This is a genomic window from Gluconobacter frateurii, from assembly GCF_002723955.1.
GTDB lineage: Bacteria > Pseudomonadota > Alphaproteobacteria > Acetobacterales > Acetobacteraceae > Gluconobacter > Gluconobacter frateurii.
The window spans coordinates 258460-276087 of record NZ_BEWN01000003.1 but is presented as its reverse complement, the minus strand read 5'-3'; the positions used below and the strand labels follow the sequence as shown (position 1 = coordinate 276087).

The window sequence follows — 17628 nt, the reverse complement described above, 5'->3', positions numbered from 1 at the left end:
ACTCCTCCTTCTTAGCGTTTATAGAGAGCGCTGTTGGTTCGAAGTCGAACCTCTATCAGACAGTGTAGCCCATACTTTTATATAAGCCGTTGATGACCGAAACACTGCGGTGGGCTTCCGTCAGGTCAGGCGTTTCATCCGTGCGGTTGTATCCAAAACCCATATCATCGCCCATCCACTGAACAACAATTCCATCCCGCCGGGAGACGACATACACGTTCCCGAAACTCATGCTGCACAGGGCCTCCGGCTGCGGGATTAGCCACGCAATCTGGCCTCGGACAGGAACAATGCTATCATCATTCCAGAGCGCCCGGGCGCCATATCCGGTACAATTGATGAAAACAGGCTCGGGTAGGGCTGTCAGTTCGGAAGGATGATGCAAGGTCATGGTTTTGATCTTGCCGCCGCGTTCCAGAAACTGGCGTAGCAGATAGTCCGAATAGCTTGTGACATTGAAAATCAGATTGGGTTTTTTGTGGACTTCCGAATAGGGAAGCCGAGTGTCATCAATCTTGATCAGATTTCCCTGAGGCTCAATGTCCTGAATACGATCATCCAGCTTGGCAAAGCCGATCGGGTCTGCGTGAGAAGGAGCAGGCTCTCTCGATTTCATGCCATAGAATGTATCCCACTCAATGGGATTTCCCGGCAGCCCCTGAAGGTTCTGGTAACAGGAGAACGAATACCGGGCCATGGTCTCCCAGCGCGTAGCAAATTCCGGCGTCATCGCGTCTTTCTGAGCGATGCGGGAAGAGGGCGTCCAGCTTCCCGAAGCCCTGGCGGAGCGAACAAAGGGTGGAAGGGCCTCTGCATAGATCGTCACCTGCGCTCCAGCCTGCTGAGCCACGATAGCGGTCGTGAGACCAATGGCACCGCAGCCTATAACGCCGATTTTCTGGGAACTGACTGGTAACGCCCGTTCTACAGCCAGCTTGGCACTTCCCCAGGAAAGCGACCATCCGCTTCCTCCGTGCCCATAATTATGGACCACGGTTTTGTGTCCGACCTGTTCGACGCCCAGACGGGGGCCCGCTGCGCGGAACGGACGAAGACAGACCGTGATGCGGTCAATCCGGTCCGTGCGTGCCCGGATGACGGGGAGGGAGCGAACATCCGCATCCAGATCCAGATTGCGAAGACCTCTGTCTGCGCATCCTGGCAGGGTTGAAAGGCCTATCAGGGATGCGGCACTCGTCAAAGCATGACGACGGGAAAGAAGACGCATTGAGACAGAATTCCGGTCGGGAATGAAGTGGATCGTGGTCCCGTACTGATACGGGACCAGAATTCTTAGAAGGATGCGGCAGCCTGAAGATAGTAATACGCCCCGTTGAAATCCATCTGCGAAGACGAAACATAATAGCGCGTGATGCCATACAGCGTGTTCATGGTCGGCACCTTGCTAGGGCGAACATTGAAGATGTTGTTCGCGCCAAGCGAGATATGCCAGTGGTCATCGGGGCGGTATCCCACTTCAAGATCTGTCGTCCAGCGCGGTGCGTTGGTGAATTCCTTGAAAATCGTGTTGGAATAACGCAGGTCCGCCGGAGCTTCGTTGGAATATCCGAGGAGAACCTTGGAAGACCCCCACCGGCTCTGACGGATGTTCACGTCCCACTGACCGAGGGTCCAGTTGGCGTTCAGGATGATTTTGCTCCGGGGAGAGCCGGTCGTCAGAGTGGAAACACCGCTTGTGCTCAGGAGTGAGTTGCCGAGTGTGTCCTTCCCGAGGTGATGCATGCGGACGCGGTTCAGGTTGACGGCTGCCGTCCAGAGGATCTTCCCGTACTGGTGGAAGTCCGTTTTGTAATCACTCGTTATATCCATACCCTGGGTACGGGTTGAGACACCGTTCGAGAAGTACTTTGCACTGACGCTGCTGGTGATGATCCCGCTTGGAAGAGTGATACCTTGGGATTCAATAGCGTCCAGTGCAGCCTGACCCGTGTAATTTCCACCGGCAACGATCTGGTCTCGAATATTGATCTGATAGACGTCAACAGCCACATGCCAGTTGGTGAGCGGTGTGAGAACAATGCCACCGCTGGCGTTGGTCGACCGCTCAGGCTTAAGGGCGCTCGCCCCAAGACTGCGGGCTGCAATACTGTTGACGGCAAGCTGTCCGCTTGCACTTGTGGGGGCGATGTTGAGGTTGCCGTAATATTCCTGTGCCAGGGAAGGCGCACGGAAGCCGTTACTGATGGCACCCCGAACGGCAATTCGCTTCGTAAAGTCGTAACGGGAGGCAATCTTACCGTTAAATGTATGTCCGAAATCGGAATAGGTCTCGTATCGGCCTGCCAGATCGACGTCGAGTTTCTTTACCGGATGAACGTCAAGGTCCACATAGCCGGCATAAACATTGCGATGTGAGGATCCTGCATTTACAGGCTGAAGCCCGACGAACCCGGCTGCGCCACCATAGCTGTAAGACGCCTCATCCCCTGGAACGATCGTATAATCCTCATATCGGTGTTCGGCACCGAGGGCGACGTTAACCGGCATGTTCCACATCTTGAAAAGACGATGAAGGTCGAAGTTGTTCGTCCACTGGGAGTCCCTGTACCCAGCGGCGTAGAATGTTGTTGGTGTAGAACCGGTTGCGGCATAAAGCCCCAGATTGGCAGTACTGACATTATGGATATCCACAATATCCCGACCGTAAGTCGAACTCAGATCGTAATTAAATCCGAGGAACGTTTGCCCCTTGATACCAATCGTCGCGCCGTAATCATCCTCATCATTGGTTTCAACGGGAGAGAAGCCGTTTGGATAGTAGGATGGCAGTGCACTTGCGAGGCGGAAATACTGGAAAGACTGCGCATGGCGATGGGCGTAAGTGGCGTTACCGTATAGTTCGATATCGTCTGTCAGACGCTTTCCGAATTCCAGTCCCATCGTGCCACGTGTCTGCTCCGGCCGACCGAGCATTTTGGTGCTGACCTCGCCAGTCCGATCGTCAGGGGAAGAACGGTTGGTCATATCAGTATGGATATACTGTCCACTCAGGTGGATATAACCGTCACCCAGGAACCTGAAACCACCATCAAGATTCAGATTGCTCTGCCAGCCATCACCTTTGTAAGCATAGGCGCCTGTCTGTCCGGAAATATTAAATCCGTGAGGGGTTTTCTTGAGGATGATATTCACGACGCCTGCGATTGCGTCGGAGCCGTACTGAGCGGCCGCACCGTCTCGCAGAACTTCGATGTGATCGATTGCCCCGGCCGGGATCATGTCAATATCGACAGGGGTTGAACCCTGCTGAAGTCCTGCATCCGCGTAGATGTTGGCCGTCGTGTGACGACGCTTTCCGTCAACGAGTACAAGGGTATAGTTGGGATTCAGACCACGCATACGGATTGAATCTGTCAGAGCGCCCGTATCATAGCCCATGGACTGAACACTGATCGACGGGACGGTTCTTGCAAGTGCATCCCTGAGATCCACCTGGCCTGTCCGTTTCAGATCTGCCGCACTGATGACGTCAATCGGGCTGGTGCTGGAGCGTGCGGAGACATGGGCCGCACGGGTTCCCGTCACGATCATGTTCTCATCCTGAGCGGCCGCGGCATGAGAATGGCGGGATTTCAGGGCACTGGCTTTATGGGCCTGCTTTTTCTCTGTTTTTACGGTGGGAGAGGCTGCCGTATCCTGACCATAGGCCGAACTGGCCATCAGGGCGATACAAGCTACAGATCCAAGAAGACCACGCGCAGTCTGCATCACAATAAAACCCTCTGTTTTCTCGTGGTTTCGAGGGAAACCATCACATTCGTTCCGACGTCATACTGACAATTACCGAAACGGACCAGAAATGAAATTCTCAAAAATCACATGACCCATAACCCTGGGTTAAGGGTGGGGTGGATCTAGTGCATCGCCAGCACACGTTTTGCCTGCTCAAGGTCAATCTTGTTCTCCCAGCGCCCGATCACCACTGGAGCCACGCAGTTTCCGGCAAAATTCCCGACGGCGCGCGCAATCCCCACGAACCAGTCGACTGCAAGAAGCATGACAAGACTGGCGACTGGAATAGATGGAACAGCAGCCAGTGTGGCCGCCAGAATCACAATGCCAATTCCGGGAACGCCATGTGCGCCCTTGGATGTGAAGAGCGCTGTAACCAGCATAGTGGTGATCTGCCAGAAGGTGAGGTGTGTCCCGGTCGCATTGGCAAGAAAAATGACAGCCACGCCCAGATAAATGGACAGGGCATCCAGATTGAAAGAATAACCCGCAGGAACAACCAGCCCGACGACCTGGCGCTCAATTCCCAAGGCTTCCAGCTTTTCCATAAGCCGCGGGAGGACCGCGTCCGACGCTGTGGTGGTCATGACAATGGCGCTTTCTTCGCGGAAATATCGCGCAAAGCGGAGTGGACTAAGACCGCATAACTTGAGCAACCCGCCGAGAATGCCAATAATGAACATCGCAATCATGAGGAAATACAGCAGCACAAAACCTGCCAGATGCACCACGGTATCGAGGCCGTAGCGCGCCGTTGTCGTGACCATTGCGCCAAATACGCCAAGGGGAGCCAGGCAGATAATGAAGCGCATCATCCGTGAAAAGAGTGCTGACAGGCTTTCCAGAAGGGTAACGACTGGTGCAGCCGATGACCCCATCTGGTTCAGGCAGCAGCCAGACAGGATCGCAATAAACAAGATCTGAAGAATATTCCCGTCTGCAAAAGCGGAGACAGGGGTATGAGGAACCAGCGAGAGCAGAAAATCACTGATACCCCGATCATGAAGATGCTTTGCGTTGCCGCTATACGTTGCGACAAGCTGTTCATCTCCCGGCGTTGGAACAAATCGGATGCCTTTGCCTGCGCCCAGAAGCATAGTGATACCGACCGACGCGAACAGAACCAGTGTTGTCATGCCCTCGAAGTATAACAGCGCTCGACCTCCTAGACGTCCAACGGTCTTGAGAGAGCCAGCTCCGATAATCCCTAAAGCAACGATGCAGAAGAGAAGAGGGCCCACCGCCATAACGATCAGTTTCAGGAACAGATCAGTCGTCCATCGGACATCCGGGGCAATGGATGGGATAAGAATTCCAACCAGCATTCCCAGAACGGTCGCGAGAACAACCTGAACGAAAAGACTGGGTACGCGGAAAGAGGCAGATGTTCTCTGGGTATTTCCGCTCATGCAGGGGCTCCGGAAGATGGCTTCTGAAACGGGACGTCCAGATGGGGCGCTTATCCGAAGATCAGAAGAATATATTCATTTTCCGAATATGAAGACATGCAGTTATCTGGATGTCAAACCGATACGAAATCGTTCTGGTTCGATGTGAAATTTAATGCAGATGGGAAAAGGTTGGGCAGCTCCATGCAACTGCCCAACCGACTTCAAACCTTAGCCGTGCGTCTTGTTGATGAAGTTGACGACGTTGTCATGCAGTTCTGCAAGAGCTGGGGCATGGGCATAGACCATGTGGCCGGATTCATACTGGTGAAATTCAATATTCGAAGCCAGTTTCCGGGGGATCGGAAGATGCTGCATCTCGTAGATGCCCTCAAAGAATGGTGTTCCAAGATCATAATAGCCCTGGTTCAGCATGATTTTGAGGCTTGGGTTCTGCTTCATGGCGCTGGCCAGATCCGGCAGAACGTTCGGCGCGCCCTTGGCTGGACGGCCTGAGCCGGGCTGCTTGTGCACGAAGGCCCATTTTCCAATCGAATGAGCACTGACCTTGTATTCCTGATACCCGTCATCGAACGCAGGATTTATGCCGTAGTGCAGGGTATTGCGCACGTAATCATTGAATGCTGAAACGTAGGCAGATTGCATGGCCGCAAACTGTGGGTCATAATCTGGCGTCTGCCCGAGCGGATCAATGGATGGTCCGGAGAACCGGCTGTCCAGACGGCCTGTATCCATGCCGTCATCCCCAAGAAGAGTCTTGGCAAATTCACCGCCGCTTACGCGCAGGTCTGCCTTTTTCAGATATTCGACCGGAAGGCCTGTGTACTGATGAAGTTTCTGGGCCGTCTGCTCCAGTTTTTCATCTGAAATGGATGTGCCGTCCTGGAGGGCAGACGTGTAATCCGTCAGGGCGAAGTGCTCGACTTCGGACAGGAAAGGCTTCAGGTCTTTTGGCTGGTTCGGCAGCTTGTGATGATACCACGCAGTTGCGGCAAAGCTGGGGAGAGCCAGAACATAGGGCTGATCGACGCTCGGGTTCGACTTTACACTGTCGATCGAGTTGTCATAGTCTAGGATCTGGGACAGCAGCATAACGCCGTTCAGATCAATACCTTTTTCCGACGCCAACTGATTGGCAATGATCGCGGAGCGCGTTGTGCCGTAGCTCTCGCCAAAAAGGTATTTGGGGGAGTTGAAACGGTTAAAGCGTGTCAGGAATTGTGCGATGAAGTCCGTAAAGGCTGCTGCATCCGGGTCCGTGCCGTAAAATGCCTTTTCCTTGTCCTTGCCAACGAGGCGCCCGAACCCGGTACCCGGGGCATCAATGAAGACCAGATCGGTCGCATCCAGCGGGCTGTCGTTGTTCTCAATCAGATGATAGGGCGCAGCCGGTGTATGGGTATCGTCTGCGGTGACAATACGGTGCGGCCCAAAGGCTCCCATGTGCATCCAGACACTCGATGACCCTGGACCACCGTTATAGACAAAGGTGATCGGACGGTTTTCCGGATGGGTGCCTTTCTTGAAGTAGGCCACATAGAAGATTGACGCCACGGCGTCCGGGTTCTTCTTGTCGGTCTTCTCATCTTTGCTGCCGGTATCGGAATCATCCCAGCCCTGAGCATGAACGATCAGCGTTCCGGTCACAGCCTGATACGCGATGTGCTGCCCACGAATGGTTGCAGCCCCATCTGAAACGACCTTCTGGGGCGTTGTCAGAAAGTGAGATACGCCTTCCGGTGCTTTCACGGTTTCTGAAGAAGGGGCTTCTGCATGAGCTGTCAGGCTGGTCGCAGCCAGTAGGCCTGCCGCAAGGAGAGAGCAGGTCAAAATCTTGGTACGCACGGTGTAACTCCTTACATAGTGCGATTATTCTGGAAGGAATACGAAAGCCTTACAAGTTCCCGAGAGATGAAAAGTCTTTCACGTCTCCTTCAGTAATGGAACATTGCTTTGCAACGGGGCGACGTATGCCATCGCCCCGCTTCTGATCACGCCGAGACGTTCAGGCGCTGGATGCGCATGGCCTCTTTGCGATGCGCTCCAAGAATGTCTCCCAGGTTTTTCAGGACGGGCTGTCCATTTTCCACAAGGATACGGCCATTCACGATGGTTGTGCCCGCTGTCGCAGGAGCGCAGCGAAGCCATGCTTCCACCGGGTCTGTCAGTGCACCGGCGAGGGAGATTTCTGACATTTGCCAGATGACCAGATCGGCACAGGCACCGGGTCTTAGATGCCCGATTTCATCCTCCCAGCCCAGACAGGCTGCTCCACCCCGTGTTGCCATATCCAGCGCGTCCCGAGCCGTCATGGAATGGGGGCCATTGCGGAACCGTCCCAGCAGGAGCGCCATGCGGGTCTCCAGCCAGAGCGATGCATGATCGGTGGAGGCCGATCCGTCACAGCCAAGCCCAACCCGCATTCCCCTGCGGCGCATGTCCATGGCATCAGCAGAGCCACCACCGATCATCATGTTCGAGCACGGACATTGCGCCGTACAGACACCCGCATGGGCGAGGCGGTCGATTTCGTCCGTAGAAGGGTAGATGTAATGGGCAATCCAGGAGCGCGGACTGGCCCAACCCACACGTTCGAAATATTCCGTCGGGGTGCACCCATAAACGTCCGCACAGTAGCGGTCTTCGTCGTGATCTTCCGCCAGATGCGTATGGAGGCGTAGATCATACCGGTCTGCCATGGCGGCAGATTCCGTCATGATCCGTTCGGAAACACTGAAGAGCGAGCAGGGCGCGAGAGCAACACGACCCATCGCACCGGGTGAGGCATCATGATAGGCATGAACCAGACGTTCACTGTCCGCGAGAATGGTGTCTTCATCCTGTACGACCGACGCAGGTGGTAGACCGCCATCCTCAACGGAACGCGTCATGGAACCACGCGTGGCATGGAAGCGAAATCCGATGTCTTTCGCCGCACGGAACTGCGCATCAATCAGAAACGGCTTGGGATGGACGTACATGTGATCCATGGATGTTGTGCAACCACCCATGAGAAGCTCAACCATGGCCACGGCAGTTGAAAGATAAACGGACTCTTCATCCAGCCCGGCCCAGAGCGGATATAACCCTTGCAGCCACTCGAACAGCGTTCCGTTCGTGACGGGCGCATAGGCGCGGGTCAGGTTCTGGTACATGTGGTGATGGGCATTGATGAGACCCGGCGTCACCAGCTTTCCATTGGCTGAGAGCATTTTTTCAGCCGGTGGTGGCGTGTCGCCAGAATGTCCCACGGAATGAACACGACCGTCCTTCAGGGCGATCCATCCGTTCGGGATTTCCCAGTCTCGATCAATGTAAAGATAGGCGTTTGTAATAAGGAGGCTGACCGTCATTGCGGCGTCCTTTCCCGATACCATCAGCAAGCCATGACGGATCATGACTTTCGCAGAAGGCCCTGTTCCGAAGGTGCGAACTCCGGATCGTCATCAAGCTGGTCTTGAACGGGCGAGGAACGGTCAGCCTAGCATCAGGGTGGCGGGGATGTCACGCCGGATGGGCGTCCCAAAATTCTGCCTGAAGGGCCGCTGCTTCATCTTCAAGAAGGGGGCCGATGACCTCAACGTTCTGCTGCCCGGCGTCGAAAACCGTGCGGCAGGGAAGATCCAGCGTCGGATTTTCCGCGTGATTGCCCGTCATGTCCTTTAGGCCTTTTTCCGACTGGCCGTACACGACGCGTCCAATGCCAGCCCAGTAAATGGCGCCAGAACACATCGCGCAAGGCTCGGCGGAGCTGTAGAGCGTGCAGCTTCGCAGGCGTTCAGAGCCATAAGCGCGGCTTGCACGACTGGCGAGCAGACGTTCGGCATGAGCTGTCATGTCGCAGCCTTCCGCGCTGTAGCCGTTGCCCTGTTCCATCAGGACTGTCCCATCCGCGTCTACAAGGATGGAGCCGAACGGATGGTCGCCACCTTCACGCGATTTACGCGCAATATCAAAGGACATGCGAAGGAAGCGGAGATCATCAGTGTCTGTCAGCATGGGTGAGACGCCTTTTCCTTGATTTGACGGCCATTGACCCAGACGCGGCCAATGGTCTGTGACGATGCGTGGCAAACGATTTTTTGCGCACAGGTGGCGGCATCGTCTTTTGGATGCAGTCGCAGAGCGCCAGACGTTCCCAGAATTTCGACGGCATCGAACATCTGACCTGGCATGAGTTGCCCGGCAGAAACCCCCAGGGCTTCAGCCCCTCCGCGTGTGGCCAGCCAGAAGGCTTCCTGAAAGTCGATCCGGCTTTTGGGTAACCCACGCTCTGAAGCAGGAAGGTGAGGATTTGTGCCGCTTTCCAGCAGACGGGAGGTCAGAACCGCTTGCCGGGCATTTTCGAAAATCGAGGGCGAATAGCCGCCGGAAATATCCGTGCCCAGCCCGCAATGGACATGCTCGTCCAGAACGTCACGCACAGGAAGTGCGGCTCCGGCAAAAAACGCATTGGAAATAGGGCAGTGTGCCAGCGCGGCGTTGCGGTTTCTAACAAGCGCCCGGTCGGTCTGATCTAGAAATCCAGCATGGGCCAGAACAGTATGATCACGTAGTAGACCAAAATGGTCCAGCGCGTGGGTATCCGTCTGGCCTGTGCGATTCAGAACGTGCTGGTGTTCCCAGTCACTTTCAGACGCATGGGTTTGAACCCGAACGTTCAGCTCGGCGGCCAGTTCTCCCAGTCCTTCAAGGAGTGCGTCGGAACAGGCGGGGATGAACCGGGGAGTTATGACAGGCTGAACGAGGCCATGTTCGTTACCCGGAAGAGCGCGAACAGCCCCAATGAACCGACGCGTTGCATCCAGAGCCTCCCGAGCGCTGGCCTGCCGGTAGTCCGGCGGACAAAGGTCCGGGTGATCCATGGCGACCAAGCCAACAAACCCGCGCTGCCCATAGCGAAGGCAGGTCCGGGCCAGAACGAGACTGGCCTCTTCATGGATCGTCGCGAAATAAAGCGCCGTTGTGGTGCCGTTCTCCAGCAGGGTGCGGACAAGATCGTCATAAACATCTTCCGCAAAAGCAGGGTCAGCGTAGCTGGCTTCCAGCGGGAAAGTATAGGTGCCGAGCCAGTCTTCAAGCGGTCGATCCAGCGCCATACCAGCTTGTGGCCATTGCGGTGCGTGAATGTGCAGATCTGTCAGACCGGGGGTCAGAAGTGTTTCATCGGGCAGCCAGACTGCGTCCCTTCGTGCAGACAGAACGTCATAGCGTGCTGTACCTTGAGGGATGCGTTCCTGAATGGTGCCGTCTGTATCGACCAGAAGAGCTACGTTTTCGAGGCGAGTGCTCTGGGGCGTCTCCGATGTCAGAACCCGCCCGATGATGATGGTCTCAGTCACGCGAGCACACCATAGGTGACGCCTTTACCCTTCAGCCAGCGCCGATAGGCCACCGAGGATCGGTCCGCCATGGTCGGGATCTCATACTTACCATCAAGTGGCATCAGGCGAGGGCGCTGGTTCTCAAGAATAATCCTGTCCTGAAGGAAGATGAACTGCTGGAACTCCACCAGCCCTTCAAGAGGCGAGGCTTCATCGATCAGAAACATGACGGGATGGGCCCGTGAGCGTGTAGGTGTCATGGGCTGGACGAAAAGAGCGATCACGTCCTGCCGTTCAGGAGAGGCAGGGCAGGTCTTGTAAAGAAGCGTCGAGAAGGGCGCCGCAACCCGGTAGGTATAATCGGTGAGAATACCGCCGGAAGCCGAAAGAGCGGCCTGTGGCTGAAAGAATGTACAGTCCGTTGCCCAGATTTCTTCGCCCCCTTCACGGGTTTCAATCTGATAGCGGCGGACCTCGGTTTCCGGCTCTGCCCCGAGAATATTGGTGTGAACAAACGGAAAATGCGCCATGTCGAGAAAGTTCTCAACAACCCTGAGGCCAGATGAATGGACGGCAATGGACCCGCAACAGACCAGTCGCCGATCTGGCTCCTCCGCTTCAGGGATAGACGGAATATCGCGCACCGGCTCGCCCAGAGACGTCCAGAGATATCCGTAGCGTTCGCGGGCGGGCAGGGAGCGGTTCCCACAGAGAACCTGAAGAGCGCCTTTATCGTCTCGTGAAACGTCGATGAGCTTGTCCAACAGCATTGTCTGGAAATGCGGTTCCGTCAGATCTTCCAGCATGGCGAGCGGATACCATTGTGATAACGTTTCCGGATCAACGGTACTCATGGCGCATGGACCTGCTGCTGGTGGCGGTTGACCCTGAGTTAATCATGACATCTGGTGTGGGTGGAATAAGGAATATTGATAAGCCGGAAAATTCTTATTGTGAAATGAGATAAGGAGGGCATGATTATATGGTCCGGGAGATTCGTCTCACAGGGCATTTTGATCCTGAGGCATTGCAAGGCTTTGCAATGGCCCGCGCAGAGCTTCTGGCCGTGGAGATTACAAAGATGTCCGTTTCACAGTCCCGTTTCGAAGCCCGGATCGTTGGGGAGGAAGCCCTGCTTGGCATGTTTGAAATGTCCTGCCTTTTGGGGCCTGCAGGCTGTATCGTGACTGGTGCGGAAGACATCGCGTGACAGACTGGTTTCCCCTTGCGCTTGGGATGGATGTCCCATCCGAAACTGCAGCACCGGCCCGTTTGTACGGGAAGGAGATTGCGCTTTGGCGCGGTGCAGACGGGCAGGTTCATGCCTGGGAGGACCGCTGCCCCCATCGAGGTATGCGACTGAGCTTCGGCTTCGTGCGGAATGGCAATCTGGCCTGTCTGTATCACGGCTGGCAGTTCGGCGCGGATGCCACCTGCCGTCATATTCCAGCGCATCCTGAATTACGTGTACCGGGAACAATCCATGCTCATGCCTATCGGGCGGAAGAGCGGGCCGGTATAATCTGGGTGTCCCTGAATGAGGACGCCAGTCTGGACGAGCTGCCGGATGAGGATGCGTTCGGCGCGCGCAGTATTCTCGTTCAGGCACCTTTGGCTTCAGTGCGTGTCGCTCTGGCGCTCCCGGAGGAGGGGTGGAAGTGGCAGGAAGACTGTCTCGTGGCCGCTCATGAACCCGAACCCGGTCTGACAATGCTGCACATGGCATCGGCAACGCTGGCTAACCGGCTGGATATTGCCGCCAGAGCCAAAACGACCAGAGACCATCTCGAAGCACTCAACGAAAAGGTTCCGGCATGAGGCTGCGAGACTGGGCACTCGACGACCGGTGCTATGCCGTCCGGCTGGGCGCGTCATTGATGGGCGTACATCTTCCAACCATCACAGACGCTGCTGCTCTGGAAACCGGACCCGTGCTTGAAATTGACGGGGGTTGTCTTCGTGGCCCCGCCGATATCCTGCAAAGACTGACCAGTCTGCCCGAAGTTTCCCGGGACTGGCATCTTGGTATTGGGGAAGAACGGCGAGACGCATGGGCAGAGAGTGCGCTGGAACAGCTTTCACATCTTCGCCGGGCCGCGCTTCTGGCTGCGTTACCGACAGACGGGGTTCCTCCCTCAGTGTTTCGTCTGATGACTGAAATTGAGGATCGCCTGTCAGACGACCGGCTGTGTGACCGTCCCTGGCTCTCGGGAAGGCATCCGGGTGTTGCCGATATTCTGCTGTTCCCGATCGTCGCTTTAAGTCAGGATCTGGAAGTACCGCTGGATCTTTATCCAGCGATCCGAAATTTCATCCGGCAGTTCAAGGCGCTACCCGGATTCATGACGATGCCAGGAGTGCCGGAATGTCATTGAAAGACCTGACACGTCTTCCCCGGCGCAGAGCATTGGTCGCTCTCGGAAGTTCGCTATTGCTGCCTTCCGCGCTCAAGGCTGCCGAACGCCGTTTCGCACCTATTCGGGAAGAAGATCTTCTTGTCGGCTTCGGGCACACCAGCCCCATCACGGACGGAGGGTGGAGTTACGCGCATAATCAGGGCGTCGAAGCCGTGAAGCGCGCCTATCCGGCAGTAAAGACGCTGTTTGTTGAGAGCGTGCCATATTCCGCGGACGCAACGCGCATCTTTCGCCAGTTCGTAGCGGAAGGCGCTCAGATGGTCATCTCCACGTCGAATTATGGAGATTTCATCAAGGACGTTGCGGACCGGGCGCCGAATGTGGCGTTCATGGAATGTGACGGTCATACCGTCAGCAACAATCTCGGCTGGTATTACATCACGCACTGGTATGCGAGTTATGTGATCGGCATTGCGGCAGCCCGGCTCAGCAAAAGCGGGAAGCTGGGATATGTGGCGTCGTTCCCGGTACCGTCCGTCTATGCAAGCGCCAATGCTGTTCTTCTTGGCGCGAGATCGGTCAATCCGAACGCGACAATGCGCGTCATTTCCATCAATTCCTGGTTTGACCCACAGGCCGCAACCGAGGCTGGTGCTGCTCTCGTAGACAGTGGATGTGACTTCCTGTGTGGCATCATGGATGATCCGGGCTATCTGCGTGTGGCGGAAAAGCGCGGCGTCTGGGCGGCTATGTGGAACACCGACATGCGAGAGTTTGGGCCGAACGCCTATGTCAGTTCTGTCACGCTAGATTTTGCTGATTTCTATATTCAACAGGTTGGCGCTCGAATCCGGGGGGAATGGGCCCCGGAAGGTCGTTTCCTGACGCTGGGGAAGGGCGTCGACCGTGACCGCTGGGGCCAGAACGTGCCCGAGGCGGTCCAGAAGGAAGCTGACGCAGTTAGAGACCGGATGCTCGCTGGGTGGTCGCCATTCCAGGGACCAATCTATGATTCAGACGGCAAGCTCCGTGTTGCACCGGGTCATGTCATGACAGACGCGGAGATGTATGGCTGGAGCTGGCAGGTGCAGGGAGTATCCGGCCTTGGCTGACGTCACACATACGCCTAACGCTCCGCCGCGCCATCTTCCCGCCGGAACACCGCCCATTCTGGAACTGGTGAACATCGCGAAGTACTTTCCCGGTGTCATCGCCAATGAGCATGTTTCCCTAAACGTCTTCCCTGGTGAAATCCACGCGCTTCTGGGTGAGAACGGGGCAGGGAAATCCACTCTGATGAACGTGGTTACGGGTCTGTATCAGCCAGATGCCGGTGAAATCATCATTGATGGATATGGCACTACATTTCCGGCTCCGGATGCCGCCATTTCGGCGGGGATCGGCATGGTGCACCAGCATTTCCGGCTGGTGCCGCGCTTTACGGTTGCGGAAAACCTGCATCTTGGCTGGTCAGAGACGCCCAAGCGCCTCTCGGCAAAAGATATTGAGGCACGGGCAAAAGCGCTTTCTACCAAATTTGGATTGCCGGTGCGGCCTTCAGCCATTGTTTCCTCATTGTCGGCTGGTGAGCAGCAGCGGGTCGAAATTTTGCGCGTGCTTTCTCGCGGCGCGCGGCTGCTCATTCTGGATGAACCTACGGCAGTTCTCAGCCCGGTTGAGGTCGGGGAGCTGTTTTCGGCTCTACGGCGGTTTCGGTCTGAAGGTGGGGCAGTCATCATCATCAGCCATAAGCTGGACGAGATTATGGCTCTGGCAGATCGTGTCTCCGTTCTGCGTCAGGGCCGCTTGATCGGCACCCATCAGGTTGCGGATGTCACACCTGACAGCCTGGTGACAGAAATGATTGGGCGCCCTGTTGCTCTTGCGACGTCCTATCCCCGTCAGGCTTCCGCTCCGGAGGTTGGGAAGGCAGAACCACTTTCCCTCCAGCAGGTCATTGTGCGCGATAATGCAGGGGTCGTGCGGCTTGATAATGTCAGTCTTTCCCTGCGCCCCGGCGAGATCCTCGGAATTGCAGGGGTGACGGGAAACGGCCAGCCTGAGCTGGCAGAAGTTCTAACCGGCCTGAAGGACCCTGAAAGTGGAACCATTTTTCTGAACGGCAAGGCTGTAAACCGTGCAGACCCGGCCATGTTTGCCCATGCCGGGGTTGGGCATGTTCCGGAAGACCGCCTCAAACGTGCATTGATGCCGGGATTGAGTGTCGCGGAAAACATGGCCCTACGGGAGTATGATCACCCTCCCATTGGCGGAAAATTCAGCTTTTCCATGCCGCAGGCCCGCAAATTCGCTCAGATGCTGGCCGACAAAGCCGGTGTCAAACTCCCCGGAACGCAGGTTCAGATCCGTGGACTGTCTGGTGGCAATCAGCAGAGACTGGTTCTGGAACGGGAAATCCGGATTGCAAGCCATGTGCTGGTCGCGAGTTACCCAAGCCGCGGCCTGGATATCGGCGCCATTTCCGCTATGCGCGACATGCTTGCCCGCGCACGGGACGCAGGTGTGGCCGTGGTTCTCATGTCGGAAGATCTGGACGAAATTTTTGCTCTCAGCGATCGAATTGCCGTCCTGTATGCAGGGCGCCTCATGGGGATCATGGCGCGTGCGGACGCGGGCAGAGACAGTATTGGGGCTCTCATGAGTGGTCGTAGCCTGTCGGAGGCAGCATGAGCGCTGTATCGCATCGCACCCGTCTGACGGTTGTTCCCTCTTATCGCATCGCTGTGGGGCGGGGATTATCCATCCTCGCAGCCCTCAGCGTCGTCGCCATAACTCTGGCTGCCATGGGCCGCTCTCCCATCGAACTCGCCGCGCTGGTTGTACGCTCTACGGTTGGTTCCCGGTTCGGAATTGAAGATCTGGCCCTGTTCATGACCCCATTGATGCTGACGGGTGCGGCAGTCTGGGTCGGTATCCGCGTCAATCTGTGGAATATCGGCGCGGAAGGGCAGCTCTATGCCGGCGCGACTGCTGCCACGGCGATCGGGCTGTTCACGCACTGGCCTGCACTTGTTGCGCTGCCCGCCATGATTGTCGCTGGCATGCTTGCTGGTGCGGCTTGGATCTTCGTACCAGCTGCTGCTCGGGCATGGTTAGGCGTGAGTGAAATCGTCACCTCGCTTCTGCTCAATTTCGTGGCCTCTTTGCTGGTCTATTATCTTGCAACTGGTCCATGGGCCGATCGTGTAACCGGAGCTCTGGCCTCCACCGAGCGTTTGCATATGGCTTTTCCGGAACTCTGGGGTGCTGTTCACCTTGGCTTTATTCTGGCGCTCGCAACCGTCATCGGTTTGGGGATCGGTCTGGCCAAGAGCCGCTTCGGGTACGAAACGGCGGTCTGTGGCTCGAACCCACAGGCTGCGCATTACGCTGGAATTGGTGTTGCTCCCCGCATTCTGGCTGTTTTGCTGCTGTCGGGTGCCTTGGCCGGGCTGGCGGGTGTCTTTGAGGTCGCAGGAACTGTGCACCGGCTTCAGGGAGGCCTTGCCAACAACTATGGCTATCTGGGTATCGTTGTTGCGCTGTTGGCTCGCGGATCATGCCTCGCGCTGATCCCGGCTGCTCTCCTGATGGCGTTGATCCTTGATACAGGCATCGTTCTACAGACCACCCAGATCAGTTCCTCGGCTGTTCTGGCAATCACTGGCCTTCTTGTTCTCGCCATCGCGGCGGGAGACGAACTGGCGGCCTATGTCCGCGTGAACAGGACCTGACCATGGCACTTCTCAGCGATCTTCTTGGTCATGCCGTTCTGTCCGGTAGTGTTCTGGCTCTTGGCGCCCTTGGCGAAGTGATTGCCGAGCGTGCTGGCGTTCTTGATCTTGGTGTCGAGGGGCTCATGTCTCTCGGGGCAGTTGTTGCCGTCATGACGGTAACGGCAACGCCTCATCCATGGCTGGGCCTTCTGGCTGCCGGACTAGTCGGTGGGCTGGGAGCCGGCGTATTGGCGCTTTCCAGTGTGGTGCTTCGCGCCAATCAGGTTCTGTGTGGCGTTGCCATTACATTCCTGGGGTTGGGACTGAGTTCCGTCATCGGACGGTCTGTTGCCGGTATTCCCGTGTCTGCTGTATTTGAACCAGTCTCCATCCCGGTTCTGTCCTCCATTCCCGTTATTGGACCTGCATTTTTCAGCCAGAATGTGCTTGTTTATCTAATCTATCTGGTTCTGCCGGCGCTGGTGCATTTCTGGATGTTTCGAACACGCTCAGGACTGGATCTTCGTGCTGTTGGCGAAAACCCCGCTGCCGCCGATGCCGTCGGTGTACCTGTTATGAAGCTGAGAGCAGTCGCTGTCATTCTGGGAGGCGTTCTGGCTGGTTTGGCTGGCGCTGATCTGACCCTGGCGGTTGTTCCGGTCTGGTCAGACGGAATGATCGCCGGGCGAGGGTGGATTGCCGTCGCGCTTGTGATCTTTGCGGGATATCGCCCTGTGGTGGCTGTGCTGTCTGGCCTGTTGTTCGGGCTGGTAACAGCTATCGGTTTCATGGGGCAGGCGAGAGGGTGGCCAGTAGCACCTGCGATCCTCAACACGCTGCCGTATCTCGGGACAGTCGCCTGCATCATTGTACCTATGCTTGCCTTTGCGAAACTCAGATCCGCTATGGCTGCTCCGGCGGCTCTTGGAACTCCGTATTATCGTAGCGGAAGATAACGGTCAGGAGATTTTACGAGACCGTTATAAGACGCTCTCTAATACCATTGGTTTGCACTTAAAGCCTATAATCGAGTACCCTGTCCGTTCATGTAGGTATATAGGGGAGGCTG

At 56.3% G+C, this 17628-nt stretch carries 15 protein-coding genes; 7 read left to right on the top strand and 8 right to left on the bottom strand.

Going from position 1 to position 17628, the window contains the following annotated elements; genetic code table 11:
• Positions 1-55 precede the first annotated feature (55 nt).
• The 8 genes from GFR01_RS10010 to GFR01_RS09975 all read right to left on the bottom strand — a co-directional run bounded on the left by GFR01_RS10010 (position 56) and on the right by GFR01_RS09975 (position 11340).
• Complete coding sequence (locus GFR01_RS10010; protein ID WP_099182339.1) at positions 56-1228, bottom strand: FAD-dependent oxidoreductase; 1173 nt, start codon at positions 1226-1228, stop codon at positions 56-58.
• A gap of 65 nt (positions 1229-1293) precedes the next feature.
• Positions 1294-3729, bottom strand: a complete 2436-nt coding sequence (locus tag GFR01_RS10005; RefSeq protein ID WP_099182338.1) for a TonB-dependent receptor plug domain-containing protein — start codon at positions 3727-3729, stop codon at positions 1294-1296.
• 146 nt (positions 3730-3875) lie between these two features.
• Positions 3876-5162, bottom strand: coding sequence for a cation:dicarboxylate symporter family transporter (locus GFR01_RS10000; RefSeq protein ID WP_099182337.1), 1287 nt, complete (start codon positions 5160-5162; stop codon positions 3876-3878).
• A gap of 210 nt (positions 5163-5372) precedes the next feature.
• Positions 5373-7007: a S10 family peptidase gene (locus tag GFR01_RS09995; RefSeq protein ID WP_099182336.1), complete on the bottom strand. Its 1635-nt coding sequence runs from the start codon at positions 7005-7007 to the stop codon at positions 5373-5375.
• Between the two features lie 146 nt (positions 7008-7153).
• Positions 7154-8560 carry an 8-oxoguanine deaminase gene (locus GFR01_RS09990; protein ID WP_174694703.1) on the bottom strand — a complete coding sequence of 469 codons (1407 nt, stop codon included), beginning with the start codon at positions 8558-8560 and terminating at the stop codon, positions 7154-7156.
• A gap of 106 nt (positions 8561-8666) precedes the next feature.
• Positions 8667-9161: a nucleoside deaminase gene (locus GFR01_RS09985; protein ID WP_099182335.1), complete on the bottom strand. Its 495-nt coding sequence runs from the start codon at positions 9159-9161 to the stop codon at positions 8667-8669.
• Complete coding sequence (locus tag GFR01_RS09980; protein WP_099182334.1) at positions 9155-10504, bottom strand: amidohydrolase family protein; 1350 nt, start codon at positions 10502-10504, stop codon at positions 9155-9157. The genes GFR01_RS09985 and GFR01_RS09980 overlap by 7 nt, the downstream gene beginning before the upstream one ends.
• A complete protein-coding gene (locus GFR01_RS09975) occupies positions 10501-11340 on the bottom strand; it encodes an aromatic ring-hydroxylating oxygenase subunit alpha (RefSeq protein ID WP_099182333.1) in 840 nt (279 codons plus the stop codon). The genes GFR01_RS09980 and GFR01_RS09975 overlap by 4 nt, the downstream gene beginning before the upstream one ends.
• A gap of 128 nt (positions 11341-11468) precedes the next feature.
• Between GFR01_RS09975 and GFR01_RS09970 the strand changes: the two genes are divergently transcribed.
• From GFR01_RS09970 to GFR01_RS09940, 7 genes are read left to right on the top strand one after another with little or no spacing between them, the layout of a single operon-like run.
• The gene (locus GFR01_RS09970; RefSeq protein ID WP_099182332.1) at positions 11469-11696 is read left to right on the top strand and encodes a hypothetical protein; all 228 of its coding nucleotides are present in this window, start codon (positions 11469-11471) and stop codon (positions 11694-11696) included.
• On the top strand, positions 11693-12304 hold the full coding sequence (locus GFR01_RS09965; RefSeq protein WP_099182331.1) for a Rieske 2Fe-2S domain-containing protein: 612 nt from the start codon (positions 11693-11695) through the stop codon (positions 12302-12304). Before GFR01_RS09970 ends, GFR01_RS09965 begins: the two co-directional genes overlap by 4 nt.
• The gene (locus tag GFR01_RS09960; protein WP_099182330.1) at positions 12301-12861 is read left to right on the top strand and encodes a glutathione S-transferase family protein; all 561 of its coding nucleotides are present in this window, start codon (positions 12301-12303) and stop codon (positions 12859-12861) included. Before GFR01_RS09965 ends, GFR01_RS09960 begins: the two co-directional genes overlap by 4 nt.
• Entirely contained in the window at positions 12852-13955 is a 1104-nt protein-coding gene (locus GFR01_RS09955; RefSeq protein WP_099182329.1) for a BMP family ABC transporter substrate-binding protein, read from the top strand. The genes GFR01_RS09960 and GFR01_RS09955 overlap by 10 nt, the downstream gene beginning before the upstream one ends.
• Positions 13948-15534 (top strand): ABC transporter ATP-binding protein, encoded by a 1587-nt coding sequence (locus tag GFR01_RS09950; RefSeq protein ID WP_099182328.1) that lies wholly within the window; start codon positions 13948-13950, stop codon positions 15532-15534. The genes GFR01_RS09955 and GFR01_RS09950 overlap by 8 nt, the downstream gene beginning before the upstream one ends.
• The gene (locus GFR01_RS09945; RefSeq protein ID WP_099182327.1) at positions 15531-16577 is read left to right on the top strand and encodes an ABC transporter permease; all 1047 of its coding nucleotides are present in this window, start codon (positions 15531-15533) and stop codon (positions 16575-16577) included. The genes GFR01_RS09950 and GFR01_RS09945 overlap by 4 nt, the downstream gene beginning before the upstream one ends.
• Positions 16578-16579: 2 nt before the next feature.
• Positions 16580-17515, top strand: a complete 936-nt coding sequence (locus tag GFR01_RS09940; RefSeq protein ID WP_099182326.1) for an ABC transporter permease — start codon at positions 16580-16582, stop codon at positions 17513-17515.
• Positions 17516-17628 lie beyond the last annotated feature (113 nt).